Origin of the sequence: Bacillus sp. FJAT-29937, from assembly GCF_001509555.1 — a bacterium.
Taxonomy (GTDB): Bacteria; Bacillota; Bacilli; order Bacillales; family Cytobacillaceae; genus Cytobacillus.
The window spans coordinates 170742-197353 of the sequence record NZ_LMAS01000006.1 but is presented as its reverse complement, the minus strand read 5'-3'; the positions used below and the strand labels follow the sequence as shown (position 1 = coordinate 197353).

General features: G+C 40.6%; 27 protein-coding genes. 10 read left to right on the top strand and 17 right to left on the bottom strand.

Annotated elements, in window-relative coordinates; translation table 11 throughout:
- Positions 1-48: 48 nt before the first annotated feature.
- From mobA to AR328_RS14540, 6 genes are all read right to left on the bottom strand, one after another.
- Complete coding sequence (gene mobA / locus AR328_RS14565; RefSeq protein ID WP_066296556.1) at positions 49-654, bottom strand: molybdenum cofactor guanylyltransferase; 606 nt, start codon at positions 652-654, stop codon at positions 49-51.
- A gap of 477 nt (positions 655-1131) precedes the next feature.
- On the bottom strand, positions 1132-1860 hold the full coding sequence (locus AR328_RS14560) for an ABC transporter permease (RefSeq protein WP_066296552.1): 729 nt from the start codon (positions 1858-1860) through the stop codon (positions 1132-1134).
- Entirely contained in the window at positions 1861-2571 is a 711-nt protein-coding gene (locus AR328_RS14555) for an ABC transporter permease (RefSeq protein ID WP_066296547.1), read from the bottom strand.
- Positions 2571-3485: an ABC transporter ATP-binding protein gene (locus tag AR328_RS14550; RefSeq protein ID WP_066296544.1), complete on the bottom strand. Its 915-nt coding sequence runs from the start codon at positions 3483-3485 to the stop codon at positions 2571-2573. Before AR328_RS14550 ends, AR328_RS14555 begins: the two co-directional genes overlap by 1 nt.
- Before the next feature lie 318 nt (positions 3486-3803).
- On the bottom strand, positions 3804-5174 hold the full coding sequence (locus AR328_RS14545) for a sensor histidine kinase (RefSeq protein WP_066296541.1): 1371 nt from the start codon (positions 5172-5174) through the stop codon (positions 3804-3806).
- The gene (locus AR328_RS14540) at positions 5171-5842 is read right to left on the bottom strand and encodes a response regulator transcription factor (protein ID WP_066296539.1); all 672 of its coding nucleotides are present in this window, start codon (positions 5840-5842) and stop codon (positions 5171-5173) included. The genes AR328_RS14545 and AR328_RS14540 overlap by 4 nt, the downstream gene beginning before the upstream one ends.
- A gap of 148 nt (positions 5843-5990) precedes the next feature.
- Between AR328_RS14540 and pdxK the strand changes: the two genes are divergently transcribed.
- From pdxK to bshB2, 3 genes are all read left to right on the top strand, one after another.
- Positions 5991-6821: a pyridoxine/pyridoxal/pyridoxamine kinase gene (gene pdxK / locus AR328_RS14535; protein WP_066296531.1), complete on the top strand. Its 831-nt coding sequence runs from the start codon at positions 5991-5993 to the stop codon at positions 6819-6821.
- 640 nt (positions 6822-7461) lie between these two features.
- Positions 7462-7806 carry a YojF family protein gene (locus tag AR328_RS14530; RefSeq protein ID WP_066296527.1) on the top strand — a complete coding sequence of 115 codons (345 nt, stop codon included), beginning with the start codon at positions 7462-7464 and terminating at the stop codon, positions 7804-7806.
- Between the two features lie 161 nt (positions 7807-7967).
- The gene (gene bshB2, locus AR328_RS14525; RefSeq protein ID WP_066296523.1) at positions 7968-8633 is read left to right on the top strand and encodes a bacillithiol biosynthesis deacetylase BshB2; all 666 of its coding nucleotides are present in this window, start codon (positions 7968-7970) and stop codon (positions 8631-8633) included.
- A gap of 62 nt (positions 8634-8695) precedes the next feature.
- Here bshB2 and AR328_RS14520 read toward each other — a convergent pair whose 3' ends face one another.
- Together AR328_RS14520 and AR328_RS14515 are read right to left on the bottom strand one after the other, a co-directional pair.
- The gene (locus AR328_RS14520) at positions 8696-9142 is read right to left on the bottom strand and encodes an SRPBCC family protein (RefSeq protein ID WP_066296520.1); all 447 of its coding nucleotides are present in this window, start codon (positions 9140-9142) and stop codon (positions 8696-8698) included.
- Between the two features lie 63 nt (positions 9143-9205).
- On the bottom strand, positions 9206-9922 hold the full coding sequence (locus AR328_RS14515; RefSeq protein WP_066296517.1) for a Crp/Fnr family transcriptional regulator: 717 nt from the start codon (positions 9920-9922) through the stop codon (positions 9206-9208).
- Between the two features lie 414 nt (positions 9923-10336).
- On the opposite strand from AR328_RS14515, the gene AR328_RS14510 reads away from it, so the two are divergent.
- Genes AR328_RS14510 through AR328_RS14500 form a run of 3 tightly spaced genes read left to right on the top strand, consistent with a single transcriptional unit; the run spans position 10337 to position 12843 of the window.
- Entirely contained in the window at positions 10337-11101 is a 765-nt protein-coding gene (locus AR328_RS14510; protein ID WP_191969063.1) for an ABC transporter ATP-binding protein, read from the top strand.
- Entirely contained in the window at positions 11098-12126 is a 1029-nt protein-coding gene (locus AR328_RS14505; RefSeq protein ID WP_066296503.1) for an ABC transporter permease, read from the top strand. The genes AR328_RS14510 and AR328_RS14505 overlap by 4 nt, the downstream gene beginning before the upstream one ends.
- A 42-nt stretch (positions 12127-12168) precedes the next feature.
- Positions 12169-12843 (top strand): TetR/AcrR family transcriptional regulator, encoded by a 675-nt coding sequence (locus AR328_RS14500; protein ID WP_442854456.1) that lies wholly within the window; start codon positions 12169-12171, stop codon positions 12841-12843.
- 116 nt (positions 12844-12959) lie between these two features.
- Here AR328_RS14500 and AR328_RS14495 read toward each other — a convergent pair whose 3' ends face one another.
- Positions 12960-13316, bottom strand: coding sequence for a general stress protein (locus tag AR328_RS14495; RefSeq protein ID WP_442854455.1), 357 nt, complete (start codon positions 13314-13316; stop codon positions 12960-12962).
- Between the two features lie 237 nt (positions 13317-13553).
- Here AR328_RS14495 and AR328_RS14490 point away from each other — a divergent pair, with 237 nt between their 5' ends.
- The gene (locus AR328_RS14490) at positions 13554-13826 is read left to right on the top strand and encodes a hypothetical protein (RefSeq protein WP_156422696.1); all 273 of its coding nucleotides are present in this window, start codon (positions 13554-13556) and stop codon (positions 13824-13826) included.
- A gap of 51 nt (positions 13827-13877) precedes the next feature.
- On the opposite strand, the gene AR328_RS14485 is transcribed toward AR328_RS14490, so the two are convergent.
- The 6 genes from AR328_RS14485 to AR328_RS14460 all read right to left on the bottom strand — a co-directional run bounded on the left by AR328_RS14485 (position 13878) and on the right by AR328_RS14460 (position 18936).
- On the bottom strand, positions 13878-14534 hold the full coding sequence (locus tag AR328_RS14485) for a DNA alkylation repair protein (protein WP_066296494.1): 657 nt from the start codon (positions 14532-14534) through the stop codon (positions 13878-13880).
- Positions 14535-14721: 187 nt separating this feature from the next.
- Positions 14722-15228, bottom strand: a complete 507-nt coding sequence (locus AR328_RS14480) for a hypothetical protein (protein WP_231734860.1) — start codon at positions 15226-15228, stop codon at positions 14722-14724.
- 117 nt (positions 15229-15345) lie between these two features.
- Positions 15346-16443, bottom strand: coding sequence for a PRK06851 family protein (locus AR328_RS14475; RefSeq protein ID WP_066297328.1), 1098 nt, complete (start codon positions 16441-16443; stop codon positions 15346-15348).
- An 80-nt stretch (positions 16444-16523) separates the two neighbouring features.
- Positions 16524-16709 carry a hypothetical protein gene (locus tag AR328_RS14470; RefSeq protein WP_066296490.1) on the bottom strand — a complete coding sequence of 62 codons (186 nt, stop codon included), beginning with the start codon at positions 16707-16709 and terminating at the stop codon, positions 16524-16526.
- 38 nt (positions 16710-16747) lie between these two features.
- Entirely contained in the window at positions 16748-17227 is a 480-nt protein-coding gene (ybaK, locus tag AR328_RS14465; protein ID WP_066296488.1) for a Cys-tRNA(Pro) deacylase, read from the bottom strand.
- A gap of 35 nt (positions 17228-17262) precedes the next feature.
- A complete protein-coding gene (locus AR328_RS14460) occupies positions 17263-18936 on the bottom strand; it encodes a glycoside hydrolase family 13 protein (RefSeq protein WP_066296485.1) in 1674 nt (557 codons plus the stop codon).
- A gap of 406 nt (positions 18937-19342) precedes the next feature.
- Here AR328_RS14460 and AR328_RS14455 point away from each other — a divergent pair, with 406 nt between their 5' ends.
- The gene (locus AR328_RS14455) at positions 19343-20761 is read left to right on the top strand and encodes a PAS domain S-box protein (RefSeq protein ID WP_066296483.1); all 1419 of its coding nucleotides are present in this window, start codon (positions 19343-19345) and stop codon (positions 20759-20761) included.
- 40 nt (positions 20762-20801) lie between these two features.
- Here AR328_RS14455 and AR328_RS14450 read toward each other — a convergent pair whose 3' ends face one another.
- Positions 20802-21284 carry a PaaI family thioesterase gene (locus AR328_RS14450; protein ID WP_066296478.1) on the bottom strand — a complete coding sequence of 161 codons (483 nt, stop codon included), beginning with the start codon at positions 21282-21284 and terminating at the stop codon, positions 20802-20804.
- Positions 21285-21611: 327 nt separating this feature from the next.
- Between AR328_RS14450 and AR328_RS14445 the strand changes: the two genes are divergently transcribed.
- Complete coding sequence (locus AR328_RS14445) at positions 21612-23102, top strand: peptide MFS transporter (protein WP_066296475.1); 1491 nt, start codon at positions 21612-21614, stop codon at positions 23100-23102.
- Between the two features lie 236 nt (positions 23103-23338).
- A complete protein-coding gene (locus tag AR328_RS14440) occupies positions 23339-24829 on the top strand; it encodes a peptide MFS transporter (protein ID WP_066296472.1) in 1491 nt (496 codons plus the stop codon).
- A gap of 263 nt (positions 24830-25092) precedes the next feature.
- On the opposite strand, the gene AR328_RS14430 is transcribed toward AR328_RS14440, so the two are convergent.
- Complete coding sequence (locus tag AR328_RS14430; protein ID WP_066296462.1) at positions 25093-26082, bottom strand: ornithine cyclodeaminase family protein; 990 nt, start codon at positions 26080-26082, stop codon at positions 25093-25095.
- Positions 26083-26612 lie beyond the last annotated feature (530 nt).

Below are 26612 nucleotides of genomic sequence, written 5' to 3'. Positions count from 1 at the left end.
TTACTAACAACATACCAAATTTTCGGACAGATTCCAAAGAGGATGCCTCTATTTCCTATTAGAATCCCCCTCTATTTTTAAAGCCCTTTCAAAATCATCTGGGTGATTCATGTTAAAGAAATGCTGCTCCTGATAATGGTAGTGAAGCTTCTGAAGACATGCTTCTGTAACATACTTCGTCTTTGTATGTTTAAAAAACTGCCTGATTCGCAGCTCTTTATTTTGCAGGGATTGCTGGATCCCTCCAAGAGTGTCCTTCCGGTAGGCAGCAAATAATGGATGGAGCTGGCCTAAAACATCAGGGACAGCGACTTGATAATCATCTAAAAGGGTTAACAAAATGCCTCCAAGCTGAGAAGAAATAAACGGCATGTCACACGCCACGACAAGATTTTTTTCAGTACTGGAGGCACTTAATCCCGCATGAATTCCAGCCAACGGCCCCATGTCCTTCCATTGATCCTGGACCATCGGGAGCCCTAGGAATTGATAGTCCTCAAACGCATTGGTGACAATCACCATGTTGGAGACAATCTTACTTAGCTCCACCACAATTCGTTCGATCACAGTTTTACCACCAATCGGCAACATCGCCTTATTCGTCCCCATTCTGCTCGACCGGCCGCCAGCCATGATAATCCCTGTTGTTTGCATGTTCTCACCTGCCTATCCGTCATACACCAAGCTTTTTTCACATTAGCTCAGCTTTTTTAAACACTCTTCACTTCTCCTCTCCCAAGTATACCCTTTGCCTGCCATTCAAAAAAGAAAATATGTAGGAGAAGTATACTTTTTACTGGATTTGGCCGCACCAAGAGAGTTGGTGGTCCGTCCGTCCTTTTTTCCGTCTCACGGGCATCAGTCCGTCCGGTTGGTGACCGCCACATCCCTTTTTCCCTTCTCACGGGCATCAGTCCGTCCGGTTGGTGACCGCCACATCTCTTTTTCCCACCTCACAGGCATCAGTTCGTCCGTTTGGTGACCGACACATCCCTTTTTTCCCTCTCACGGGCATCGGTCCAACCATTTGGTGACCGACACACCTCTTTTCCCCTTCAAACGGTCATCAGTCCGACCGTTTGATTCTTCACTACTGAAAATACCAAAAAAACATCCCCCATCAGAAGGATGCTAGATTTCTTTTCTTTGAAAATAGGCAAAGCCTGATGCAAAAAACAAAAACAAGCTACCGATAACAACGATCAACAAGGTTAAAAGCGGTACATTAAGTGCCCCAAAGCTTTCTCCTGAGCCAGGCATCATAAGCAGAAATGGCTGTGCCCACGGATAATAAGGACCGAACTTCTCTGAATTTACGATTAGGATATTGGGCAATGTGAAAATTACATTAATAGCTAATGGTGCTGCAAAGCTTGACCACGCAGTTGAGACAAAAAGCTGCAAGGCAGCGAGCGGCATACAGGCAACCCAGCCCCCGATTACGCTAGTCGCAATGATTTTCCATGGGATAGCTGCTTCAAAACCCTTTAGCTGGCCAATTAAAAGGAGTCCCCCGGCAAATAATACTTGAGTTAAAGCAAGCAAGCCCATAACGATAATAAATTTCGCAACGAAAACACTTCCCCTAGATACAGGCAGTGACAAGAGCTGCTTCCAGCCCCCTCCCGCATGCTCAAACCGGCATACAAAGGCTGAAAAAACACCTGTTAATAAAGGCAGAAAAATTAAAGCATGCAGAAATACCATGATACTTAAGGTCATTTCCCATTTAAATGAAGGGAAATCCTTTGATACTTCTCCTAGCCCCGTTAACGACGCAAGTACCGGGCTTATAAAAATAAGCAGCCAAATGGAAGATTTCCGCAACTTTAAAAACTCCGACCGTAAAACCCTTCCCATTTATTGCACATCCTTTCTTCTAAAATCCAACATGCCCATTAAGTAAATAACGATCCCTAGGCCCAATCCAGCCAGTGCTGAGTAAATCGGGGTTCCCCAGCTAACATTCAAATAAAGCCAGTTCCACGGAAGCCAATTAGGGAAATTAAACGGTCCCATTAAAACAATGGTACTTAGAATCCCAATCGTTAATGGGATTGCCTGATTTTTCATAATAATAGACAGCCAAAGCTGGAAGGCAATAAACGGCATCGCTGCGAAATAGGTGAAATAAGCCATTTTTAGCAGGCTTACATACGGAATATCCGTCCCAAACTTCAAGATTATTCCTAGAATAATCACCCCGATAATCAGTAAGGTACTTGACAAGAATAATAGAATTGCCGTAATGACAAATTTCCCTGTAAAAGCACGAAATTTTGAAATGGGCAATGCCAACAGCTGCTTCCAGGCATTCGTTTGATGCTCTATGCCCGCAATCATGGAGGCTATGATTGTCAACCCAAGCATAAGGGCCGGAATTGCCATCAAGCTCGCTTCCCCAATAAGTCCTCCCCATAAATCCGCTTCATAGCGCTTTGTTAAATAATCATATCTTAGACCAAAGTTGACCGCTTCCAGCGCCACAACCCCAAAGGGCCCAAGAAATATAAGAAACCAAATCATTTTTCGCTTTATTTTGATGAAGTCAGAAAAGAGGCTTTTTAACATTACAAGCTCGCCTCCCCACCCGTCAGCTCCAGGAAAATTTCCTCCAGTGATTTCTTCTCCTCCTGAACTCGGTATACTGAAAAGCGATGGTTTACTAGCTCATGGATGACAGTAGAAACATGCGCATCAGATGAATACGGCAAATATAATTGCTGATTTTCCATTTCAGCCTGGATGCCTTTTGATAAAAGCATTCTCCAAGCCTGTTCCGCGTCATTTACTTTTAAGGAAATTTTGCTTTGCGATCTTTGCCTTAACGTTTCGATTGAATCTTGAAAAATCATTTTCCCTTTTGAAATAATCCCTACCTGTGTCGCCATTTGGTCGATTTCGGACAGCAAATGGCTCGATACGAGGATGGTCATGCCATGCTCTTTTGGCATGCTTTTGATTAATTCGCGGATTTCTAAAATGCCGGAAGGGTCCAGTCCATTTGTCGGCTCGTCTAAAATAAGCAATTCCGGATTTCCTAATAATGCAGCCGCAATTCCGAGCCTTTGCTTCATCCCAAGCGAAAACCCCTTAACTGGCCTCTTCGCTTCTTTTGACAGACGGACAATGCGCAAAACCTCTTCTATTCTGGATTTCGGAGCATCTAGTAAAATACGAATCGCTTCTAGATTCTCATAAGCTGTTAAATGCCCATAGTAAGACGGATACTCCACTAATGACCCTATTTTTTTTAACACAGAAAGCTTTTCCTTTTTCATATCCTTTCCAAAAATGCGTATGGAGCCATATGATGGTTTTGCTAATCCCAGAAGCATCCGGATGGTCGTTGTTTTTCCAGCGCCATTTGGACCTAGAAATCCATAAACCTCTCCTTGTTTAATTTGGAGATTCACCGTTTCTACTGCATATCGGTTCTTAAATTTCTTTGTTAACTGGTTCGTTTCAATAATAAATTCACTCATTATGATCACCTCATAAATAATCTTAACGAGGCATGGTTAAATCAAAGTTGTAGTGAAGTTTAAAATTGGTTTAAATTTTTTATATGTTATTTGTCCCTTTGATTTGGTAGTTTTCAGACAGTTTTAAAGTTTTTCAGCCAAATCAGCGGACTGATCAGCCCATATTTCTGTGACTGCTAATTTTTTGCACGATAATCTGCACTTATGCACGATTTCGAACTTTTTTGCACGATATTCCAAACTTATGCTCGATTTCTCGTTTTTTTGCACGTTCACCCAGACAGACCATTTTTATCAGCCAATTAGAAAAAAGCTGACTTAACTCAAGTCAGCCCCGCCATTTTTCCGTTGTATTCGAATAATCGTTCCAGTTTCTCCTGTTTCCGCAATCCATTCAAGACCCATATCCTTCAACATGAGCGACACGATGGAAAGCCCGATGCCGGCGCCCTTCCCCGCGGACTCCCCGCTCATTCCCGAGCCGCGGTCTTCAATCATGATCTGCTCCAGCTCTGTATCAGCCCTGACCCCAATATACTTCCCTTCCTTCGCATGCCGATGGACATTCTGATAAAAGTTATCCAACACCCGCTCCAGCCATTGCGAATCGATTTCCCAATAAAAGGTCCTCTCAGGGAGATCAATGCTCATCTCAAATTGAAGATGTTCAAAAACAGGATACCAGGCGGCAAAAGAAGTTTTTACTAGGCGAACGATATCCACCCTCTTTGGATCATAAGGGTATTTTCCTGCTGTTAACAATGTATAGGAAAGAAGGTTTTCTATTAATTGGCTTAAATACCCAATCTTATTATCAATCAAATCAAGAGATTCCTTCCCCTGTTCACTTAACGTCTCCTTCTTTAGACTGTAAGCATGCCCCCTTATCGTAGTAAGAGGGGTTCTTAAATCATGAGACAGATTGGCGATCAGCTGCCTTCTTAGGGTTTCTTCCTCCAATTCACGGTGACGGCTGCTTTCAAGCTGATGAATCATTTCATTAAACGAACCTTCCAGCTGCCCAATTTCATCCTTTTTCTCTACACTGATTGGATCGGGAATCCCATTTTCAGCCGGGCTCGACATCGCCTGCCGAAGTCTTAAAAGGCGCTTTCTAATTTTGTAAAAGAAAATCCATGAGATAAAAATAAAAATCGCAAGTATCGTAACAACAGCGAGTATGATTAGGAAACTATATCGATCTTGAAGAAGCCGTCCCGTTGGCATCATGGCAGACCGAGGCACCTGCATAACCATAAAACCTTCATTTTTATCCGCACCAATTAACGCTACAACAGTAAAAGGATCAGCCTTCTCTCCGCGGTTTTTCTTCATAAAATCGATTGTTTCAGTTGGCGACCATGAGTCCAAAACAGATAAATCCTCAGGGAGCTTCAATCTTGTCTTCCCTAATTCATCTACCCAAAACAATGATGCTTTATCATACTCCTTTCGAATCTCCTGGAGTTTCTCATTGATTTGTACATCAGTAGCCCCTGCCAGACTTTGCGCTTCTTTATGCCACATCGCCTCTAAATCAGTGCCATTTTGATATTTATTCGGCTTCTCCTCCATTGGCAAACTTGAATAGAATACAATGGTTATGATAAAAAAAGAGCTAGGCAAAATCATGATAGCAAATAAAACAATTAATAAATATTGATTCAATAACGAGTTTTTTAGTTTCATTGCTTCACCCGGTAGCCAATTCCTCTAATCGTTTCAATGATTTCCGGCGAGCTTGGAATCTTTTCAATTTTTTCCCGGAGATAGCGGATATGAACCATCAGCGTCTTATCCCCTTCGATATAAGGTTCTCCCCAAACCGCTTCATAGATTTGTTCCTTCGTTAAAATCTGGTTCGGGTGCCTCAAAAAGTGCATGAAAATCTGGTATTGCTTCCCTGTCAGAATGATTTCCTCTCCTGAACGTTGATCAACGATACGATTTTCAGAAAGATTAACGATAAGATGACCAAAGCTAACCCCATTCGAAATGGAAATGCCTGATCTACGCAACAGCACTTCAATTCGTGCGGCCAATTCATCGGGATGAAAAGGCTTTGTCAAGTAATCATCAGCAAATTGAAGGCCGTGCAGTTTATCTTCCACTGCCGTTCGGGCCGAAAGCATTAATATCGGCATCTCCGGCGAATCTTTTTTCAACCGCTGGCCAATTGTAAAGCCATCAAGTCCCGGCAGCATAACATCTAATATAACGAGGTCATGTTCTGATGCCACTTTTTCAGCTCCATCACCCGATTTTAACCATTCAACCTTAAATCCCCTTTGCTCTAAATCCCCTTTTACCCAGCTGCCAATCTCCAAATCATCTTCTATATATAAAATTCTCCTCATTATTCATCACCTAAGCTTATAATAGAGAAAATGAACTGGAAATAAAAGCCTATAACAATAAAGTTTCAGCTAATAAGTAATTATTGCTATAATTAAAAATGGATAAATTAATTAAATCGAAACCTGGATTTTGGGAGGAAGGTATCACATGACAATGAAAAAAGTTCTAACAATTGCTGGTTCAGACACAAGCGGAGGCGCCGGAATTCAGGCTGACCTTAAAACATTCCAGGAGCTTGGCGTATATGGAATGACGGCTCTTACTACAATCGTAACGATGGATCCGAAAAATAATTGGAACCATAACGTGTTTCCGATAGCAATCGAAACTTTAGAGACTCAGCTAGAAACGATTCTTTCAACAGGAATCGCCGCAATGAAAACAGGTATGCTTGGTTCAGTCGAGATCGTAGAGCTTGCTGCAAAAACAATTGATGAGAATCAACTAGATAAAGTAGTAATTGATCCAGTTTTAGTTTGTAAAGGAGAAGATGAAGTTCTTCACCCTGAAACAGCAGATGCGTTAAGAAACATTCTTGTCCCTCGCGCAACAGTTGTCACACCTAATCTTTTTGAAGCATGGCAGCTGGCAAAAACAGGACCAATCAAAACAGTGGATGATATGAAGGAAGCTGCTGTGAAAATTCATGAGCTTGGGGCAAAATATGTAGTGATCAAAGGCGGCAGCAAGCTAAACCATCCTACAGCGGTTGATCTTTTCTATGATGGAAAAGAATTTAAGCTTCTGGAATCTGAGTTGGTCAATACAACCTATACACATGGGGCAGGCTGCACATTCGCGTCAGCCATTGCAGCTGAGCTTGCGAAAGGCAAAACGGTTGTGGAAGCTGTTGAAACAGCAAAGGATTTCGTTACGGCAGCTATCAACCATGGCTTTAAATTAAATCAATATGTTGGGCCAGTTATGCATGGAGCATACCGTCAATTTGGCGCTGGACGTTCAGAAGCAGCAGAATAAGTTTCTTTTTGTATTTTTACAGGGCCTTTTTGGCTCTGTTTTTTTGCAAAAAGGCTCTATTCTTTGGTTCGTTCAAGCTTTATCTTCATCCTAAAAGCGTTAATTTCGCATTTCGTGCCTATTTTTAGTAATATAAATGGGGAAAATTAAATTACGCGGTTCATGAGTCTTTCATAGTTGCCGTTTTGATTGGTGACACACCGAAATGAGGATCATGAACCTTTCATAGTGCGCGTTTTGGTTGAAGACACACCAAAACAAGACTTATGAACCTTTCATAGTGCCTGTTTTGATTGGTGACACACCATAACGAGACTCATGAACCTTTCATAGTGCGCGTTTTGTTTTGGTGACACACCATAACGAGACTTATAAACCTTTCATAGTGCGGGTTTTGTTTGAAGAAACACCATAACGAGACTTATAAACCTTTCATAGTGCGGGTTTTGTTTGAAGAAACACCATAACGAGACTTATGAACCTTTCATAGTGTGGGTTTTGGTTGAAGACACACCAAAACGAGACTTATGAACTTTTCATAGTACCCGTTTTGCATAAACTCACCATCAAAATACTCCCTATGAATACCAAAACCTATGTTGTTAAATAACCATAATATAAATTGGAAAGGAGGCCCATTATGGAAGCTGTTAAACCTGAGCAGGTGCAAAAGGAAATAGACCGCTTTGCACAAAAAGATGTATATATTCATTTGGAAACAACGAACGGGGCCTATGCTTCCCATTTCGATAAGTCTTTTTTCTCTTCGGGGGCCTATATTCGAAATGCTCACCTGCAATATGAGCATGGGAAAGTGGTAGGAAAAGGACCTTATCGAGTTGGGCTCAAAATGAGTTTTGGCTGGGTGTATGCTGAGGGAATTACCCATTTTGAAATCGATGAAAAGGGGCGTCTCCTTCTAGCTGGACATGACTTTGAAGGCAAGCTCGCAGTGGCGCTGCAAATTGGCGAATCACCTTTTTAAGTTGAACATTCATGAGCATCTGCTTCCAACCTAGAATGTAAATGTCGTTGGCTTCATTTCTCTGCGCTGGTGATTACTTCGTACATCAAGGACAAGTTCTGCTAAATCCAACAACAATTTAGTTTTTAAAAAGAAAAAACAGATAGAAAGGAGACAACACAATGGAAAAAGAAAGACATGTTCTAGTCGTATTCCCCCATCCAGATGATGAGGCATTTGGTGTATCTGGAACGATTTCCCTCCATATCGATAGCGGTACTCCTGTCACTTATGCCTGCCTGACCTTGGGAGAAATGGGCCGAAATATGGGAAATCCTCCTTTCGCCACAAGAGAATCCTTGCCGCAGATTCGGAAAAAAGAATTACAGGATGCTGCGAATATTCTAGGGATCACGGATTTAAGAATGCTTGGCTATCGAGATAAAACAATCGAATTTGAAAATGAGGAAGTTGTCGCTGCCCATATGGCCTCCATTATTAAAGATGTGAACCCTTCCTTAATCATCACATTCTATCCAGGCTATGCCGTTCATCCGGACCATGATGCTACAGGGGCAGCCGTTATTCGGGCAGTTAGAGAAATGCCTGCTGAAGAACGTCCAAAGGTTCATTGTGTGGCCTTTTCCCATAATTGTGAGGAGGAAATCGGCCAGGCTGATGTCGTCAATGATGTATCCGCCTTTGTTGATAAAAAGCTCGCCACCATTAAAGCACATGTATCACAAACCCAGCTGGTCGTGAGCCAAATGGCGATAAACCTGGAGAACCAAGACCCTGAGTATGTAGCCCGATTTCATAACGAGCGTTTTTGGACCTACAAGTTCTAGGGCCAATCATGCAAAAAAAGCAGTTTTCCTCGCATCACTGAGAAAAACTGCCTTTTTTGCTATTACTCGCTTTTTCCGCCTTCAAGCATTTCCTTCAAATACTCAAGCTGAAATCCGTCTTCCCTTTTGATCATTTTAACAATGAATCCCTTTGTTAATTTCATCCTAAGTCCGCTCGTCTTTACAAAGGCATCAAGCTCCACCTGGGTTCCTTCCTCAATCTCATGAAAGGCATAGACATACTCGGTAATCAAGCCATTGGAATTGCCCCTCGTTGCGAAGGTTTGATCTTGTTTATATTCAATAAGCTCAATTTCTGCATTAACGGTATTTCCTCGAACGGACCGGCTTTCCTTAAACTTTGTTCCTTTGCCAATCGGTCCTTCTGTGAGTTTTTCCATTTTCACGACATTGGGCATGAGTTCTGGAACATTCTCCATGCTAGCCATGTAATGAAAGACTTCTGAAACCGGCTTATGAATAATTACACTAGAACGGAAATCTGCCATAGATAAAGCACCTCTGCACCTTTTAAGTACCTTTATTATACATAACTCTATTAGAATTAACTATTAGAGCTTATGATGGAAAAGGGAGCAAAAGCGGCACCAATCCGTAATTATTATGTTTTTCCCGCTAATTTCGAGAAGCCCATCCTTTTTGAGTTTAGAAAATACCCGGCTGACACTTTCTCTCGTTGTTCCAACTAAGGTTGAAAATTCTTGTACGGTTATCGGAAGCTCGATATGCATTCGGTTACAATGATTGGCACCAAACTTTTCAGCTAAACGTTCTAATGCCCTAATCGTTTTCATATACACATCCAGTAAAGCAACATCCCGTAGAATCGAAGTAAAATCACGCAGCTGCACACTCATATAGCGAATCATCTGAACCGCCAATTCCGGGGAAACTAGAAACTCTTGCTCCAAGTCTTCTGTTTTCAAAAAATACACTTCTCCGTCCTGAATCATGGTCGCGGTTGCTGGATAGCAAGTTCCCTCTTCATTAAATAAGCATGCCTCAGCGAAGACCTCCCCCTTCTTCTTTATACAAGTGATCATCTCATTCCCTTGGTCATCCTGCTTTGTTAATTTGACAATGCCTGAATGAACAAAGAATATTCCTTCTGCCTTATCATATTCGGAAATCACTTTTTCCCCTTTTTTATAAGGCTTTTTACTAATTCTTTTATGAAGTAGCTGGTAAGATTCTTTTGGGAGATCTTTAAATATCTCAATTTTTTCTAAAAAATGTTCAATATCAGACTGACGCATTGAACTGCTCATACCGAAACACCTCCTCCATGTCACTCTACTTAACATTCTATCTATAATACTCATTGCTAAGTGTGATTAATTTCACACTCTAATATGCATTTTCAATATTTAATTAAGATTTAAACTTTACAATAAATAAATTTGAAGTATCGATTGAGTGTCCTTTAAAACCAGCTTATAGGACATCTTTTGAATTACCCCACTATTTCGTGTCCTTTAAAACTGACCAAAGGATTTGAGGGGCTCCTCTATATGAGATAAATCAGTGCGAGGCACCGTTCATGGACAGAAAAATAATTTTACGGGTGTGGTGGACTCAGAAAATGTGCCTCTTCTGTTTAGTAGATAGAAACATACTTAAAAAAATACAAGGAATGAGTGATTACTCACTTTACAAATTCCGGTATTTTTCATACACTAATAATGAGTGATTACTCACTTATTAAAAGAGAGGTGTCGACAGTGGAAAATAATATTGTTTCAGTTCGCCATGTGTCTAAAGCTTTTGGTAAACACGAAGTACTGAAAAATATCAGCTTAGAGATTGCTTCGGGAGAGATTTTCGGCCTTCTTGGCCCTTCTGGCGCTGGAAAAACAACATTAGTTAAACAGCTGGTCGGACTTGACCTGCCAACTAAGGGAGAGAATTTTATTTTTCAAGAAAAAATGCCTAATCTCAACCTCATTGAAAAAATTGGGTATATGGCCCAATCGGATGCCCTATATGGAGAGCTTTCTGCCAAGGAAAACCTTGAATTCTTCGCAGCCCTTTACGGTTTAAAAGGGGAAAAGCGAAAGCAGCGGATGCATGAAGTCATGGAAACCGTCTCCCTATCTGAACATGTCAATAAGCTTGTTTCCGCCTACTCTGGCGGAATGAAACGCCGCCTCTCGCTGGCTATTTCCCTATTACACCAGCCGAAGCTGCTTATTCTTGACGAACCGACAGTCGGCATTGATCCAGTTTTAAGAAAGAGCATTTGGGAAGCTTTTTATAAGTTAAAGGATGAGGGCACAACAATTATTGTCACAACCCATGTGATGGATGAGGCGGAGAAATGTGACCGGCTCGGCATGATCCGAGATGGAAAGCTCATTGCGGTTGGCACGCCTGACGAATTGAAGGAAAAAACGAATTCACATAATATCGAAGGAGCTTTCCTAGTGTATGGAGGTGCTGAAGGATGAGAGTTACCGCATTAGTGATTCGAATTCTACGCCAAATCATCCGTGATAAACGGACAATGGCTCTATTAATTTTTGCCCCCATTCTTGTCCTTTCGATGCTTTATTTAGTTTTTAATGGAACTGATTATGAGCCGAAAATTGGTTTAGTAGATGTGCCTGAGCTAATAACAGATCAGCTAGATTTAGATCATGCTGAGGTTACACAATATGATTCAATTAAAGAAGCTGAGAAGGACTTAGCAGATAAAAAATTGGATGGATATATCCTATTTGATAATCAGCAGCCTGCTGTATTCCTTGAAGGAAGTGACCCGGGTGCAAACGGCTCTGTATTGAAGTGGCTGCAGGATGCACTAGAGCCATTACAGCAAGGCGGACCACAAAAGGCGGCTGAGATGCATTATTTATATGGTTCTAGTGAAATGGGGCAATTTGATTACTACGGTCCGATTCTCTTAGGATATTTCGTATTCTTCTTTGTGTTCCTTATTGCCGGTGTCTCCTTTTTGCGTGAAAGAACGACAGGAACACTGGAAAGGCTATTATCAAGTCCGCTTAGGAAATGGGAAATTGTTGCTGGCTATGTTTTCGGCTTCGGTATATTTACAGTGATTCAAGCAACGATCATTGCTTGGTATTCCATCTATGTACTCGGCATGATGATGGAGGGCGCCTTCGTCTATGTTCTGCTCATTACGTTGCTCGTTTCCCTAACAGCCCTGACATTGGGAACTTTACTATCATCCTTTGCCAATAATGAGCTGCAAATGATTCAATTTATTCCGCTTGTGATTGTTCCGCAGCTGTTCTTTTCCGGTTTATTTAACCCTGACACCATTTCGAAGTGGCTTAGCTGGATTGGTCCATTGACCCCTCTTTATTATGCGAATGAAGCGCTGAGAAATGTGATGATCAGAGGCTTTGGCTGGGATATGATCTATCAGGACTTGCTTATATTAGCGGGATTTTCCCTTCTATTTATGACTCTTAATGTGGCTGCATTAAGAAAATACCGCAGGATTTAGGTACGGTAAGTTATTTCCTTTCCGATCTGAAGTTCATTTATAATGAAATGCATAAAGGAGTTGTTAATCATCGCTGAACAGGATTCATTGATTACTCAACTTTTCGACAATGAAGAAGAGTTAACAGATAAGCAGAAAAAAATTATTATCGCGGCCATCGAATCTTTTTCTGAAAAAGGCTATGCAGCAACCTCAACGAGTGAAATTGCGAAAAAAGCGGGGGTCGCTGAAGGTACGATTTTCAGGCACTATAAGACAAAAAAAGATTTGTTATTAGGTATTGTTGCTCCAACTATGGCCAAATTACTGGCTCCCTTTGTTATCAAAGACTTGTATAAAGTGCTGGATACAAAATATGAGAGGTTTGAAGATTTTCTTAGAGCGATGATTGAAAATCGCGTGATCTTTTTAAAGAAAAACCTGCCTCTCATAAAAATATTAATCCAGGAAATTCCTTTTCATCCTGAGCTGAAGGAGCAATTTTTCGAGCATATTGCCAAGAAGGTCTTTGACCGCTATATAAAGGTAACAGAATATTATCAGGATAAGGGCCAAATTATCGAGATCCTGCCCAAGCAGGTCATTCGGTTAACGGTTACCACCATTATTGGCTACCTTTTCAGCAGATACATCCTATTTCCAGATTCCCAATGGAACGATGAAGAGGAAATTGAATTAACCATTCAATTTCTCATGCGTGGCCTGGCACCCAATTAAAATTCGGCGTTAGACAAAATAAAGAATTGTCCTCTCTGTTATGATAAACAGAAAAGGACAATTCTTTTTTCATTTATAACTCAAACTTCTGCTATAAACCTAGTAAACGTCAGCTATTAAATAGTACTGCCGATCGTACGCTGATCCTCCTGAACAAACAACAGGATCTTTCCATGGTCCAGTTTCATTTCGTACACATCTGCTTCTTCCTTAGAAAGCCCCATCTCTTGTATTTTATTACGAAGAGTATCCCCTTTGCCTTCAAACAAATTCTTTACTGCTGTTCCGAGACCTTCTTCCTTTAAACCAATCGTATTAATCCCTAATTGCCCTGCTAATTCATCTGTCCGACTCCTTTCATGAGCCAACACATACATATCATCTGGCTGGACTCCACTGAATTCAAAGGCTTTAACCTCATTTAAGACCTGAACCACATCATCACATTCTCTTACGATTAATTTTGTATTCACCTGAATTCCCTCCATTAATATTTGTTTCGGCTGCTCGCTGCAACCTTGCTTAATGTGTACCACCTTCTTAGAAATTTAAAACTATTATTTTCGTATTTAATATTTTTGTAACGAGAATGAAAAGAGAGATTACTAGATTTAATGTTTTGATAGAATAGCTGAAGGGTATACATATGAAAAATAACAGGAGGTGAAATGAAGCAGGGTCAAACCAAAACTTTTAGAGGAGGAATTACTATGAAACAAGCCTTGCGTATGACATCCGTAATGGCGGCAGGAGCTGGTGTATCAGCTGCTGCGATATGGTTATCTTCTAAACCCAATCGATTAAAGGCCGGAAATATACTAAGAGACTGGAAGCGAAAAATCAAACCATCTCCATTAGATAAAAGTAAAATTCTCCCGATTGAGAAGGCGGGAAACCCTCACCCACAAGATATTGAGGACAATAAAATGGTTGATGAGGGAGCCTTGTATTCGGTTAAATATTATAATCAAAAGATGCAATAGAATGGTTGGGCCCCGAGCTTGGGGTCACAACCTTTTTTCAAGTAAACACTACTAAATATATTTACTTCCTTCCCTCACACTTAAGCTCGCAAGCGTAGTCGATTCGATAAATTCCTTTACAGATTCCGGATTCGTTTTGGAGTACTCCCTTAAAGCCCAGCCAATCGCTTTTTGAATAAAGAACTCCTTACTGTCTTTATTTTGCTCGATATAGCGGTATAAGAGCTTTTCATCTGTTTGATCCTTATATTTCAGCTGAAAAAGAATCGCGGTTCTTCGCAGCCAGAGATGATCCCCATAAGCCCAGCCTTCAAACGTTTCGGCAATTACCTCCGGATGCTTTTCAGCAATTGTTCCCACAGCTTTTGATGCGAGCAAGTCTACCGTATCCCACCAAGGCTTTATCGTAAGTAATTGCTCCATCAGTGAAAGCTGCTGCTTGTCCAGCTTTTTCAAACATCTCTCTATGTAATCCATAGCGGCATATTGATATTCTCGCTCTTCTTTCTCCCATAAGGCTATGACAAATTCTGGCTGAAAGTCTTGCTTCAGCAGCCCGCTTTCCTGAAAAAATTGCCTCACTAATCCCTTCCGATCAGGCGACTTAATCCCGAGAAAAGGAAAATGGTTTTTCATATAGGCTTCCATTGGGCCGGCTTTCTCCGGATCTCGGTTCTGTTCAAAAATATTAACTAATAATTGGATCATTTTAATTTACCTCAAGTTCTTTTTTACTAATATTGTAGCTTATTCATTCAGAAAGAAAACAGCACAGGCGTATTATTTTCTAATTGAAAAGACGGACCAGCGAAGGTCCGTCTTTATGGCTGTTTAACTGTCCTCTCTATGCGCAGAGTATTAATTAACTGTCCACAGATGGTGCCTCGCACAGGTTTTAGAAGCATTGGAAGGAGCGGATACTGCGGAGGTCCGTACCCCAGTATACCCAGCGATTACGGCTCCAGCGCCAGCCGGCAATTGAATTCCTTCCGAGAAAGACTGGATAGAACCAGAAGTTTCGGCCATTCTCAAGCCAAATATAAGTAAAACGGAATAAACATCTTCTAATTGCTCCTGGATCCACTGCAAAAGCAGTAACTTGCTGCATTTGCGGTGTGAAGGATGGCGGTGGGGATGACGGAGGGCCTCCTTGCTGCCCTCCACCAGTCGGCTGACCTGGCGAGAATCCTGGCTGTTGGCCAGGCGCAAATCCTGGTTGGCCCGGTGAGAATCCTGGCTGTTGGCCTGGTGGAAACCCTGGCTGTTGGCCTGGCGGGAATCCCGGCTGCGGGCCTGGAGGAAACCCTGGAGGTCCAAATCCCCCGCCCGGAAATATTCTGTCATCAATCGCATTATGCTCTGCATTCAAAGGAAATGAATAGGGATAGTATCTGTAATCCATAAATTTTGTATCTCCTCTCATTTTGCATTCCTTTTTAATGTATGCTATTCGCCTAATTTGGTGTTTGACTGTATATAATTCATTTTTAAATCAAAATAACTAGTAACCTTGCAACTTTTATTTTCCTTCAGACATTTGCAGAATTTCAGCCCTGATCTCATTCCGCAGCCGGTCAACGATATTAAAATCCATGGCGCCAATATATATATTTTCCAATCCCTCGCGCTCTGCTTTTGCCTGAGCTAAATAAGAGATGGCCTCTTTCATTTTCGCCTTATACTGCTGGCTAATTTCTTTGATCTGCTCGGCGAAAATTTCATCCGTACCTGGAGAGACGATGATTTCATACGTATCAATAATTTCATCTCCCGCCCGGTCTGGAAAGTATTCATGCGGACTGGTGCTGTCGAAAATAGCCAGGCCGAGCTCGCGGAAGATCAGCATATCGAGACTGTGCGGATCAAATCCGCAATGGTAAATTTCTAGATCGAAGCCTCGTTCTTCTGCCACTTTAGCTAATTTTTTTAGCATCGTGGACTTTCCTGTACCCGCGCGGCCCTTAACAAAATATCGTTTAGAAAGGCCTTCAGTCAGGTTTTGGACGAAATCAACAGCCCCAATGGGTGTTGCTGCTCCAAGGAAGCGATGCTTAACATTGGAAGCCTTATTTAATTGCATATTCCCAAAGAATTCCTTCAATAGCTTATTTGTAAGCTGATCCGCTTTCGCAAAATCCATATTCTCTATATAAACATTTTCCCATTTATCATGAATTTTGAGCGCCTCTGCCAATTTGCTATAAGCCATTTCAAAGGAACGGCTGACTCGCTCATTTATTTGCATAATTTCCTCTTTTTGCTCTGCTAAAGCCTTCGAATCCCAAGCCTCACCTAGGTTAACATACTCCTCCACAGCACCTGGGGACTTTGGTTCAATGACATGAGGGGCTGTTCCATCGACAATTCCCACCTTCAAAGCGGGAATAATGACACCATCAATTGAGTTATTGTCCGATGAGCAGTGGATATACTCCAGATCATATCCCTTCTGTGCCCATTCCGAACCAATCGCTTTCATAAGAGAGGACTTTCCCGTTCCAGGACCGCCTTTTAAGATGAATAATCGTTCAAGCCCTTGCAGATTAGACTCAAACAAGCTGTAAAAACCACGTGCTGTATTTCCGCCGCCAAAGTAATTTAATATTTTTCCAGCCACAATTACACGTCCTTTCCCGTTCATTTGCCTAAATTGTTTTCACCTTTACCATATGCAATTTATGATGGATGGGTGAATGCCTACTGGGTAATTGATTTCAACTTCCATTCTTTTTGGACAGCTTTTTCTCTTTTTTCAATTTCCTGTCCGATAAACTCTGTTTGTTGGACAGCTTTCTCTCCTTTTTCACTTTCTTGTCCGATAAACCCGGTTTCCCGGACAGCTTTCCCCCCTTTTTCAATTTCCTGTCCAATAAAAAACGCCACAGTGCACAAGTCTGTGGCAAAGAATCAATTACATGTGATTAATCTTTACAAATATCCTTCAACTGCGCTTGAATGACCTTGATTAGATCCTGGATCCCAACTTCAATCTGAATGCCAATTTTCCCGCCGCTCACAATGATGGACTGAAGCTCTGATGCCTGAATATCAATAAAGCTTGGATATTGCTTCTTCATGCCAACCGGTGAGCAGCCGCCGCGGATATAGCCTGTTAGCGTCTGAATATCCTTGACGGCAATCATTTCGATTTTCTTTTCTCCTGCTGCCTTGGCGGCTTTCTTTAAATCTAGCTCAGCCTCGACCGGAATAATAAACACATACAGTTGTTTGCTAGTTCCATGTGCTACCAGTGTTTTATAAACTTCTCTCGGCTCTCTATTGATTTTATGCGCTACTGAGACACCGTCAATTTTTCCATCCTGATTGTCATAGGTGATTAATTCATATTTCGCTTTTTTCGAATCGAGAATGCGCATGGCATTCGTTTTCCCTTGTGCCATCATCTTGCTCCTAACGAAGTTTTTCCTCTATTTTATCACTTAACGGGAGGGCACATATACACGCGAGCTTCATAAGGTTTAAAAGAAAACATGGACTGCAATCTGTGTTTTTCCACTGAATAATTATTTAAAAGAAGCTGGTCTGAGCTTAGGCCCCATTCATTTAACTGAAACTCCGCATGCTGATCAGACAAATTTGTGAGAACTACCACTTTTTTATCCTTAAATGCCCGTGTATAGGCAAAAACTTGCTTATTCTCCTCTAAAATTAGATCATATTGACCATAACTAAACACTTCATGCTGTTTCTTCAAATGTATCATTTTTCTATAAAAAGAAAGAACCGACCCTTCATTCCGAAGCTGTGCCTCCACATTCAATTCTTTATAATTCGGGTTTGCCTTTATCCATGGGGGTGCGGTGCTAAATCCAGCATATTCTTCCGCTGACCATTGCATCGGTGTTCGGCTATTATCACGGGAGGAGGCCCAAATAATCTTCATGATTTCCTGATTCTTCAGCCCTTCGCTTTGCTTCTTTTTATAAAGGTTTTTCGTAGCCACATCATCATAATCATCAATGGAAGTGAAGCTAACATTCGTCATGCCGATCTCCTGCCCTTGAAAAATAAACGGCGTCCCTTTCATGAAAAAATACATCGCTCCAAAGGCTGTCGCACTTTCACGCCAATATTTCCCGTCTTCCCCCCATGTTGAAACGACACGAGGCTTATCGTGATTTTCAATAAATAAAGCATTCCACCCCTCCGTCTCCAAGCCCTTTTGCCATTTCGTGAGCACCTTTTTCAATTCAATGATATCCAGCTCCGCATCCAAATCTTCCGGGTCCCAAAGACCAAGATGCTCAAATTGAAAAATCATATCCATGACGCCCTGCTTTTGTCCAACCCAAAGCCCCGCATCCTTCACCGTTACTCCATTTGCTTCCCCGACTGTCATTACATCTGAATTTCCGTAGGTCCGCTCCTTAAACTCCTTCAAAAACGGATGAATGCCCTTTTGGTTCAAATGCATCGGAAAGGACGGGACATACTTTAATTTCTTTGGATTAGGCAGATTGGGTAAACCAGCCCGCTTTTTAATATGGCTGATCGCATCGATCCGAAAACCGTCAATCCCCTTCTGAATCCACCAATTAACGATCTCGTACAAAGCCTCGCGAACTTCCCCATTCTCCCAGTTTAAATCCGGCTGCTTAACGGAAAAAATGTGAAGGTAATATTGCTCTGTCTTCTCATCAAATTCCCATGCCGAACCGCCAAAAATACTTTCCCAATTATTCGGCTCACGCCCATTTTTCCCATTGCGCCAAATATACCAATCTCTCTTCGGGTGATCCTTTGACAATCTGGATTCAATAAACCAAGGATGCTCATCGCTTGTATGATTAAGAACTAGATCCATGATTAACTTCATGCCCCGTTTGTGTACCTCTTCAAGAAGCTGATCAAAATCCTTCATTGTTCCGAAGTCTTCCATAATATCTTGATAATCTGAAATATCATAGCCATTATCGTCATTTGGCGATTTAAACATCGGGCAAATCCAGACGGCATCCACGCCTAATTGCTGGATATAGTCCAACCTTTGAATAATTCCTTGAAGGTCGCCAATTCCATCTCCATTCGAATCTTGAAAGCTCCGCGGATAGATTTGATAGACAACCGCTTCTTTCCACCATATCCTCATTCAATAGCACCCTCTCTGTTCATATTTTTTCCAAGAGAGTTAAATAACAAATGTGAAATGATAAATTGCAAAAAAATAACATTTTGTAACCCCTTCTTAACCTTTTGCTCTCTGATTTAGTCTATGATTTAGAGAGGTATGAAATAAATTACCTTTAACACCAACCAGGCACATTAAATTTAAAATTCTCCTTACCTATTTTACTGAAAAGATCTATATTTATGTTTCCCCTTCATATCAGCAGGTTCATTTGTCCTCACAGCTATGATTATTTTGTAAAAAACGGTATTATATTGTTGTGTGACTATTTTCCTAAAAGTAGTTTATATGTCCAAATCCTTCATTAACTACATAAATCCTGTAACTAAAATAAGAATGAATAAATCATTATTAAGGAGTATTCATGATGAATAAAATTATTTTAGATAATCAGTTATTATTCATCCATGCCTTTGAACATGCAGGAATAGGAATGGCACTTATCTCATTGGATGGAAAAATAGTAAAGGCGAATCAGTCTTTATGTGACAGTTTGGGTTATGAAGAAAACGAACTGTTACAATTAACGATTATGGATATCCTACTTCCAGAGGATGCAGAAATAGATGAACATATCGTACAAGTTCTATTCGAGGGGAAAAGGAATTCATATCAAATGGAAAGACGTTATATCCATAAAACCCAACGGTATATTTGGGGGTTTATGAGTGTTTCATTAGTGAGAGATGAGGACGGGGTCCCCTTATTCTATGTCAGTCAGATCCAGAATATTTCTGCCCGAAAGTTAGCAGAAGAAAAGCTTCGCGAAAGTGAAGGCAGATACCACCGCTTAGTAGAGGAATCACCGGATGGCGTCATTATTTTAAAAGATGAAAAATGTATGTTTATTAACGCAACCGCAATCGAGATGCTTGGGTTGGAGCATAAAGACAATATTATCGGGAGACCGATTTATGACTTTATATTGTATCAGGACCACGAGAAATTTAAACAACGCAATTTACATATTCATTCTGTTGGCCCATTTGAAAAGAAATTCATTCGCATGGATGGAAAGATCATTCCGATTGAATTAAAAACGATTCCAACCATATTTGAAAATGATCCGGCCGTCCACATGATTATGCGTGATGTCAGTGATAGAGAAAAGACAAAGGAATTGATGATTAATTCCGAAAAGCTGACAATTGCCGGCCAGCTAGCAGCCGGAATTGCGCATGAGGTCAGGAATCCTTTAACTGCCATAAAGGGCTTCTTTCAAATGATGGAAAGCGATTTTAAGCAAAACAAAATATACTTCGATGTCATTAACTCAGAGATTAATCGAATTGAAACGATTCTAAACGAGTTATTATGGCTGGCCAAGCCTCAAGAATCAAAATTGGCCCAGAAAAACATTGAGGTTGTATTAAACCATGTCCTCACTTTATTAGAAACCCAAACAAATTTAAATAATATCCAAATCATCAAGACGATCGAGCAAAACCTGCCGATTATTAATTGTGATGAAAACAAACTAAAGCAAGTGTTTATTAATTTTCTTAAAAATGCAATTGAGGCCATGCCCAAAGGCGGCGCGATACATATTGATATTCGGCAGCAGGATCCTGCCTGGATCATGATTCAGATCACCGATGAGGGTTCAGGGATCCCAGAACATTTACTTACCCGGGTCGGAGAGCCTTTCTTTACAACGAAGGAGAAAGGAACCGGGCTAGGATTAATGATTTGCAAAAACATTATTGCCGAGCATGAAGGAGAAATTACGATTGAGAGCTCAACCAATGGGACGAATGTCAAAATCCTTTTGCCATACTCGATATAAAATCAAGCAGGAGGTCTTCCCTCCTGCTTGATTTATTTTATTACGTCTTGGCGAATGTGCTGGGCATGACAACCGCGATGACTTCGCCGCGGGCGCATATCATATCCTCGGCGAACACTTCGATGTCAACCTTCCACTTTTTTGGATGTATTTCGGTTACAGCCCCTATTGCTTTTAATGGGACATCTTGAGGGGTCGGTTTAAGAAAATCAACCTTTAAGGAGCCTGTTACAAATCGCGGCGGCTCCGCTCCATCCCCAATCTTATGCCCATTTTTACGGTGCAGAGCCAATGCGGCAGATCCTGTTCCATGACAATCAATGAGTGATGCGATTAAACCTCCATAAACAAACCCCGGAATGGCGGTATGTTCTTCTTTAGGCGTATACAACGTTACCGTCTTTTCCCCTAACCAGCCCGTCCTAAAATGGTGGCCATTCTCATTTAAGCGGCCACACCCATAGCACCAGGCAAAGTCATCCGGGTAAATATCTTGAATTGCATGAAGTACCTCATCTTCCATCCCTTCTCCCCCTTTTTTGGAAAATTATAACATAACGCAGAAAAATAACGGTTGCTTTTCATTTAAATAGAAGCAATGATGATGTTGAATATTCCACCTTATCAAAATAAATTTATTATTTTAAAATAACTTATTTTTTATTGACCGATTTTGCATAATAGCTTATATTACAATAATTAAAACAATTTTATTACCCTATGTAAAAAATTAGTTTTGACAATTAAAAACTATCAAAAGTATTATAGAATAGTATTACTCATTATTTTTTAATACGAATAGCTTTCTGTAAGATTGCAAATTATAGATAAAAGCAAGGAGGATTTTTACATGCCTAAAATAGATAAGCAACAAATTGTTGCGAGCGTTCCGCAAAAGGGATTTTTTGGACATCCTAAAGGATTGTTTACCCTTTTCTTCACAGAATTCTGGGAGCGTTTCTCTTATTATGGAATGAGAGCCATTCTCGTTTTCTATATGTACTATGAAGTATCAAAAGGCGGATTAGGCATTGACCAGCCTACTGCCCTTGCCATTATGTCCATATACGGATCATTAGTATATATGTCGGGAATCATTGGCGGCTGGTTAGCTGACAGAGTATTCGGAACGTCAAAAGCCGTTTTCTACGGCGGAATTTTGATTATGTTTGGTCATTTAGCCTTAGCTATCCCTGGAAATATCACACTTTTCTTTATTTCCATGGTACTGATTGTCCTTGGTACAGGTTTATTGAAACCAAACGTTTCAAGTGTTGTCGGGGAAATTTATAGTGAAGAAGATAATCGCCGAGATTCCGGCTTCAGTATTTTCTACATGGGCATTAACCTTGGAGGATTCCTCGCACCACTAATCGTCGGAAGTACAATGGGTTATAGCTTCCATTTAGGCTTCGGTATAGCTGCTGTCGGAATGTTCTTAGGGTTATTAGTATTTATTTTTACAAAGAAAAATAATCTTGGTCTCGCTGGCACCGTTGTACACAATCCACTTTCACCAGCTGAGAAGAAAAAGACCATTACGATATTTGGATTAGTTGCCGTTATTATTGCTATTATTTGTGCAATTGCCATTCCTGCCGGGTATTTAACGTTTGATAGCTTTATTGCACTTGTAGGAATTTTGGGTATTTTGATTCCAACTGCTTATTTCGTTGTCATGTATCGAAGTAAAAAAACAACAGATGTAGAACGTTCAAGAATCATTGCCTATATTCCGCTTTTCATTGCGTCCGTCATGTTCTGGGCCATTGCAGAGCAAGGTTCTACCATCCTTGCAGCTTATGCGGATACTCGGACACAGTTAAACTTTGCAGGAATTACGATTTCACCAGCTTGGTTCCAATCATTAAACCCGTTATTTATTATTGTTTTGGCACCAGTATTTGCGTGGGGCTGGGTGAAACTAGGAAATCGCCAGCCATCTATCCCGCAAAAATTCTCCATAGCTTTATTATTCGCTGGTATATCATTCCTTGTAATTCTCTTACCTGCGTACTTTGGCGGTACCGATACATTGGTTAATCCATTATGGCTTGTCCTAAGTATATTCATTGCCGTCCTTGGTGAATTATGTTTATCACCAGTTGGTCTATCTGCTACGACCAAACTAGCTCCTGCAGCCTTCTCAGCGCAAACGATGAGCTTATGGTTCTTATCAAACGCTGCTGCTCAAGCTATTAATGCACAAATTGTTAAATTTTACACACCTGAAACAGAAATGGCTTACTTCGGTATCATTGGCGGAGCATCCATTGTACTCTCCATCATCCTATTTATCTTAGCTCCGAAAATTCAGGGCTTTATGAAGGGGATTCGTTAATTAAAAGCGCTTGTCATTGACGAAAAGAAGCAAGAAGTCCTTGCTTCTTTTTTGTTTTTCCTATCCGAATAAACATAATATATCTATTATTTCAAAAAAACTAAATTTTAGAAATTCGGTAATTGAAACCCAATATTACCAATGGTTAGAGGCTGACTACCTTCTTTTTTTCCTAAATATCCTTTTGACAATTTCGAACTTTCGAAAGTATTATAGAATAATAAGGAGGTCGTATTATGTCAAATATTGGCAGGAAACAAATTGTTGAAAGCGTTCCCAGCAAGGGTTTTTTTGGCCACCCAAAGGGACTATTTACATTATTCTTCACTGAATTTTGGGAGCGTTTCTCCTATTACGGTATGAGGGCTATTCTTGTATTCTATATGTACTATGAAGTTTCAAAGGGCGGTTTAGGGTTAGATCAGTCATTTGCGCTATCGATAATGTCGATTTACGGTGCACTCGTTTATATGTCGGGAATAATCGGCGGTTGGATGGCTGATAGGCTAATCGGTACATCTAAAGCTGTATTTTACGGCGGAATTTTAATTATGTTTGGTCATATCGCTTTGGCTATACCCGGAAATACAGCGATGTTCTTTATTTCTATGGTGCTGATTGTTCTTGGTACCGGATTACTGAAACCGAATGTTTCTAGTATTGTTGGTGACTTGTATAGCGAAGAAGATGGACGACGTGATTCTGGATTTAGTATTTTCTATATGGGGATTAATCTTGGCGCATTCCTTGCCCCGTTAATCACAGGTAGTGCTATGGGGTATAGTTTCCATCTAGGTTTCGGTTTTGCTGCTGTTGGGATGTTCTTAGGGCTACTCGTTTTTATTTTTACTAAGAAAAAAAATCTCGGACTTGCAGGAACAATCGTTCCTAACCCACTATCACCAGAAGAAAAGAAAAAAGTTTTTAAGATTGTTAGTTTATCTGTTATTGTAATCGCTGTTTTATGCGCAGTGGCTATTCCTGCAGGATATTTAACATTCGATGTATTTATTGCATTCATTGGAGTGCTTGGTATTTTAATACCAACTTTGTATTTCATTGTGATGTACCGCAGTAAAAAAACAACCGATGTGGAACGTTCTCGAGTCATTGCCTATATTCCGCTTTTTATTGCTTCTGTCATGTTCTGGGTTATTTATGATCAAGGGGCTACTATTCTTGCAAACTATGCAGATAAGCGTACACAATTAGATTTTGCAGGCATTCATATTGCACCAGCTTGGTTCCAATCTCTGCCAGCATTATTTATTATCATCTTTGCACCTGTATTTGCTTGGCTTTGGATAAAGTTAGGAAAGCGCCAGCCAACCATTCCGCAAAAGTTTTCAATCGCTCTATTATTAGCGGGATTATCCTTTATTGTCATTCTATTGCCAGGGTATTTGAGTGGCGGAGATTCGCTAGTTAGTCCAATATGGCTTGCACTAAGCTATTTAATTGTCTCTCTTGGCGAGCTATGCTTATCACCTGTAGGACTTTCAGCTACAACGAAATTAGCACCTGCTGCTTTCTCTGCACAGACAATGAGCCTATGGTTTTTATCAACGGCAGCTGCAGGGGCAATTAATGCACAAATCGTTAAGTTCTATTCACCAGAAACGGAATTAATGTACTTTGGCGTCATCGGCGGGGCTTCCATTGTGCTTGCAATTATCCTTTTTATGTTAGCTCCAAAAATCCAGAGCTTCATGAAAGGAATTCGTTAAAAAAAGGACCCTGGTTCCGTTATTTATCTAAAAGATTGTTTTTTTGAAGTTATCGGACTTGGCTTCCGTTATCGAGCGAAAAGAAAGCTATTTACTTATAGATTTCAAAACGGATCTGTCCGATTCATTCGATAAAGTTGCAAATTTTATGGAAATAGTAAAAGTGCAAGGGGCATCTAATAAGTCAATTTTCCGACTATTGGATGCCCCTTTTTATATCAACTCTATTGATTTTATTGTTTGAACCTTTCTAAACTATCTTCTTATATTTCTACTTCACTTCCTATACCAAGCTTAATAGCCTTTTCATAGGCGGCCGATGCAACAGCCAAATCAAAATAGGCAATCCCAACTGATTTAAAAAAGGTGATCTCTTCATCCGATTCCCTGCCAGCGATTCTCCCTGTTGCCAGTTCTCCAATTTCCCCATGAAGGTCTGAAAAACTCCATTCCCCTCTGTTTGCAGGAATAATGAAGTCACCAGCCTCATCTTTTACTCCTTCAATCGTATCAGCAACAATTTTTGAGCATTTACGAAGAGTTTGCACGTCTACCTCTTGCATATGCGGGAGATACGATCCAACACCATTAATATGTGTTCCAGGCTGCAGCGCTTCCCCTGAAAAAACAGGAGTTTCTGAGCGAGTGCTGCAAATAACGATTTCCGCTTTCGAAACTGCTTCATCTGCATGACCCATAATCGCAATTTCGCCTTTATACTCTGGGCTAAGATCCGCTATTTTTTCAGCAAATACATGTGCTCTTTCGTTTGTTCGATTATAGAGCATGATTTTCTTAATATCACGAACCTCCAGAACAGCCTGAAGCTGCTCCTCTGCCATTCCGCCGCAGCCAATGACTGCTACCGTTGATGCCGTTTCCTTCGCTAGATACTTCGTAGCAATCCCGCTTACCGCCCCCGTACGAAGCCTCGTTAAATAAGAGGCATTCATGCAAGCAAGATGGTCTCCATTGTCGGTGTCACTTAAAATAATGACACCCTGAGTGGTCTTCTTCCCTACCGATGGATTGTTTGGAAAAATGGTGACTACCTTGACGGCCGTTTTCCCGATTGGCTCCATGGCACTAGGCATATAGAGGGCCGATGCATTTTTTTCGGGGAATTCTAGAACTGTCCTGTGCGGATTAAGAATTTTTCCGTCTATGTAATGTTGTAAAGCTTGTTCCAAGTCCTGAATCGCGTCCTTCATTGTATACATGGATCGCAGTTGTTTTTCTGATATGACTAGCAAAATAAGTACCTTCTTTCCAGTAAAGGAAAACCACTTGCCTCGGTCCCTTTTATATTTTTTAAGCTACTTCTAACTCATACGGTCACGCGCAGCGCAAATCACAACAAGAGAAATGAGGGCTGCTAAAATAATATATATCGCTACGGGAACGTATCTTATTTTCCATGATATCCCTCCCCTATATTTTATCACCATCATAACGGCTGAAGATGGATTTAACAATATAAAAGTCCCATTATTTCCATATTTCCAAATATTATAGACGTCGCTCCATATCTCTTCTTTTTAAAAGTAATTTGGGCTAAAGTACATTTTTTAAAGGGAAATGGGGCGGTGAATGACTGAAATCGCTATAGTATCCAAATATTAATTAAGGATGAACAATTTTCCTAAATAGGAATAATTCCTATGAACATAATCCACTATGCCAATCTAACCAATTTTTTAAATCGCAAATTATTATTGCAATATAATTGAATGCATCTTACAATAAAGTGCATAAAAATTCATTTTGTGAACTTATACACATT

What these genes read in the sequence shown, in the direction of transcription:
- mobA (WP_066296556.1), bottom strand. Translation starts at nt 654, where the DNA reads ATGCAAACAACAGGGATTATCATGGCTGGCGGCCGGTCGAGCAGAATG.
- AR328_RS14560 (WP_066296552.1), bottom strand. Translation starts at nt 1,860, where the DNA reads ATGGGAAGGGTTTTACGGTCGGAGTTTTTAAAGTTGCGGAAATCTTCC.
- AR328_RS14555 (WP_066296547.1), bottom strand. Translation starts at nt 2,571, where the DNA reads ATGTTAAAAAGCCTCTTTTCTGACTTCATCAAAATAAAGCGAAAAATG.
- AR328_RS14550 (WP_066296544.1), bottom strand. Translation starts at nt 3,485, where the DNA reads ATGAGTGAATTTATTATTGAAACGAACCAGTTAACAAAGAAATTTAAG.
- AR328_RS14545 (WP_066296541.1), bottom strand. Translation starts at nt 5,174, where the DNA reads ATGAAACTAAAAAACTCGTTATTGAATCAATATTTATTAATTGTTTTA.
- AR328_RS14540 (WP_066296539.1), bottom strand. Translation starts at nt 5,842, where the DNA reads ATGAGGAGAATTTTATATATAGAAGATGATTTGGAGATTGGCAGCTGG.
- pdxK (WP_066296531.1), top strand. Translation starts at nt 5,991, where the DNA reads ATGACAATGAAAAAAGTTCTAACAATTGCTGGTTCAGACACAAGCGGA.
- AR328_RS14530 (WP_066296527.1), top strand. Translation starts at nt 7,462, where the DNA reads ATGGAAGCTGTTAAACCTGAGCAGGTGCAAAAGGAAATAGACCGCTTT.
- bshB2 (WP_066296523.1), top strand. Translation starts at nt 7,968, where the DNA reads ATGGAAAAAGAAAGACATGTTCTAGTCGTATTCCCCCATCCAGATGAT.
- AR328_RS14520 (WP_066296520.1), bottom strand. Translation starts at nt 9,142, where the DNA reads ATGGCAGATTTCCGTTCTAGTGTAATTATTCATAAGCCGGTTTCAGAA.
- AR328_RS14515 (WP_066296517.1), bottom strand. Translation starts at nt 9,922, where the DNA reads ATGAGCAGTTCAATGCGTCAGTCTGATATTGAACATTTTTTAGAAAAA.
- AR328_RS14510 (WP_191969063.1), top strand. Translation starts at nt 10,337, where the DNA reads ATGAGTGATTACTCACTTATTAAAAGAGAGGTGTCGACAGTGGAAAAT.
- AR328_RS14505 (WP_066296503.1), top strand. Translation starts at nt 11,098, where the DNA reads ATGAGAGTTACCGCATTAGTGATTCGAATTCTACGCCAAATCATCCGT.
- AR328_RS14500 (WP_442854456.1), top strand. Translation starts at nt 12,169, where the DNA reads ATGAAATGCATAAAGGAGTTGTTAATCATCGCTGAACAGGATTCATTG.
- AR328_RS14490 (WP_156422696.1), top strand. Translation starts at nt 13,554, where the DNA reads ATGAAACAAGCCTTGCGTATGACATCCGTAATGGCGGCAGGAGCTGGT.
- AR328_RS14485 (WP_066296494.1), bottom strand. Translation starts at nt 14,534, where the DNA reads ATGATCCAATTATTAGTTAATATTTTTGAACAGAACCGAGATCCGGAG.
- AR328_RS14480 (WP_231734860.1), bottom strand. Translation starts at nt 15,228, where the DNA reads ATGGATTACAGATACTATCCCTATTCATTTCCTTTGAATGCAGAGCAT.
- ybaK (WP_066296488.1), bottom strand. Translation starts at nt 17,227, where the DNA reads ATGGCACAAGGGAAAACGAATGCCATGCGCATTCTCGATTCGAAAAAA.
- AR328_RS14460 (WP_066296485.1), bottom strand. Translation starts at nt 18,936, where the DNA reads ATGAGGATATGGTGGAAAGAAGCGGTTGTCTATCAAATCTATCCGCGG.
- AR328_RS14455 (WP_066296483.1), top strand. Translation starts at nt 19,343, where the DNA reads ATGAATAAAATTATTTTAGATAATCAGTTATTATTCATCCATGCCTTT.
- AR328_RS14450 (WP_066296478.1), bottom strand. Translation starts at nt 21,284, where the DNA reads ATGGAAGATGAGGTACTTCATGCAATTCAAGATATTTACCCGGATGAC.
- AR328_RS14445 (WP_066296475.1), top strand. Translation starts at nt 21,612, where the DNA reads ATGCCTAAAATAGATAAGCAACAAATTGTTGCGAGCGTTCCGCAAAAG.
- AR328_RS14440 (WP_066296472.1), top strand. Translation starts at nt 23,339, where the DNA reads ATGTCAAATATTGGCAGGAAACAAATTGTTGAAAGCGTTCCCAGCAAG.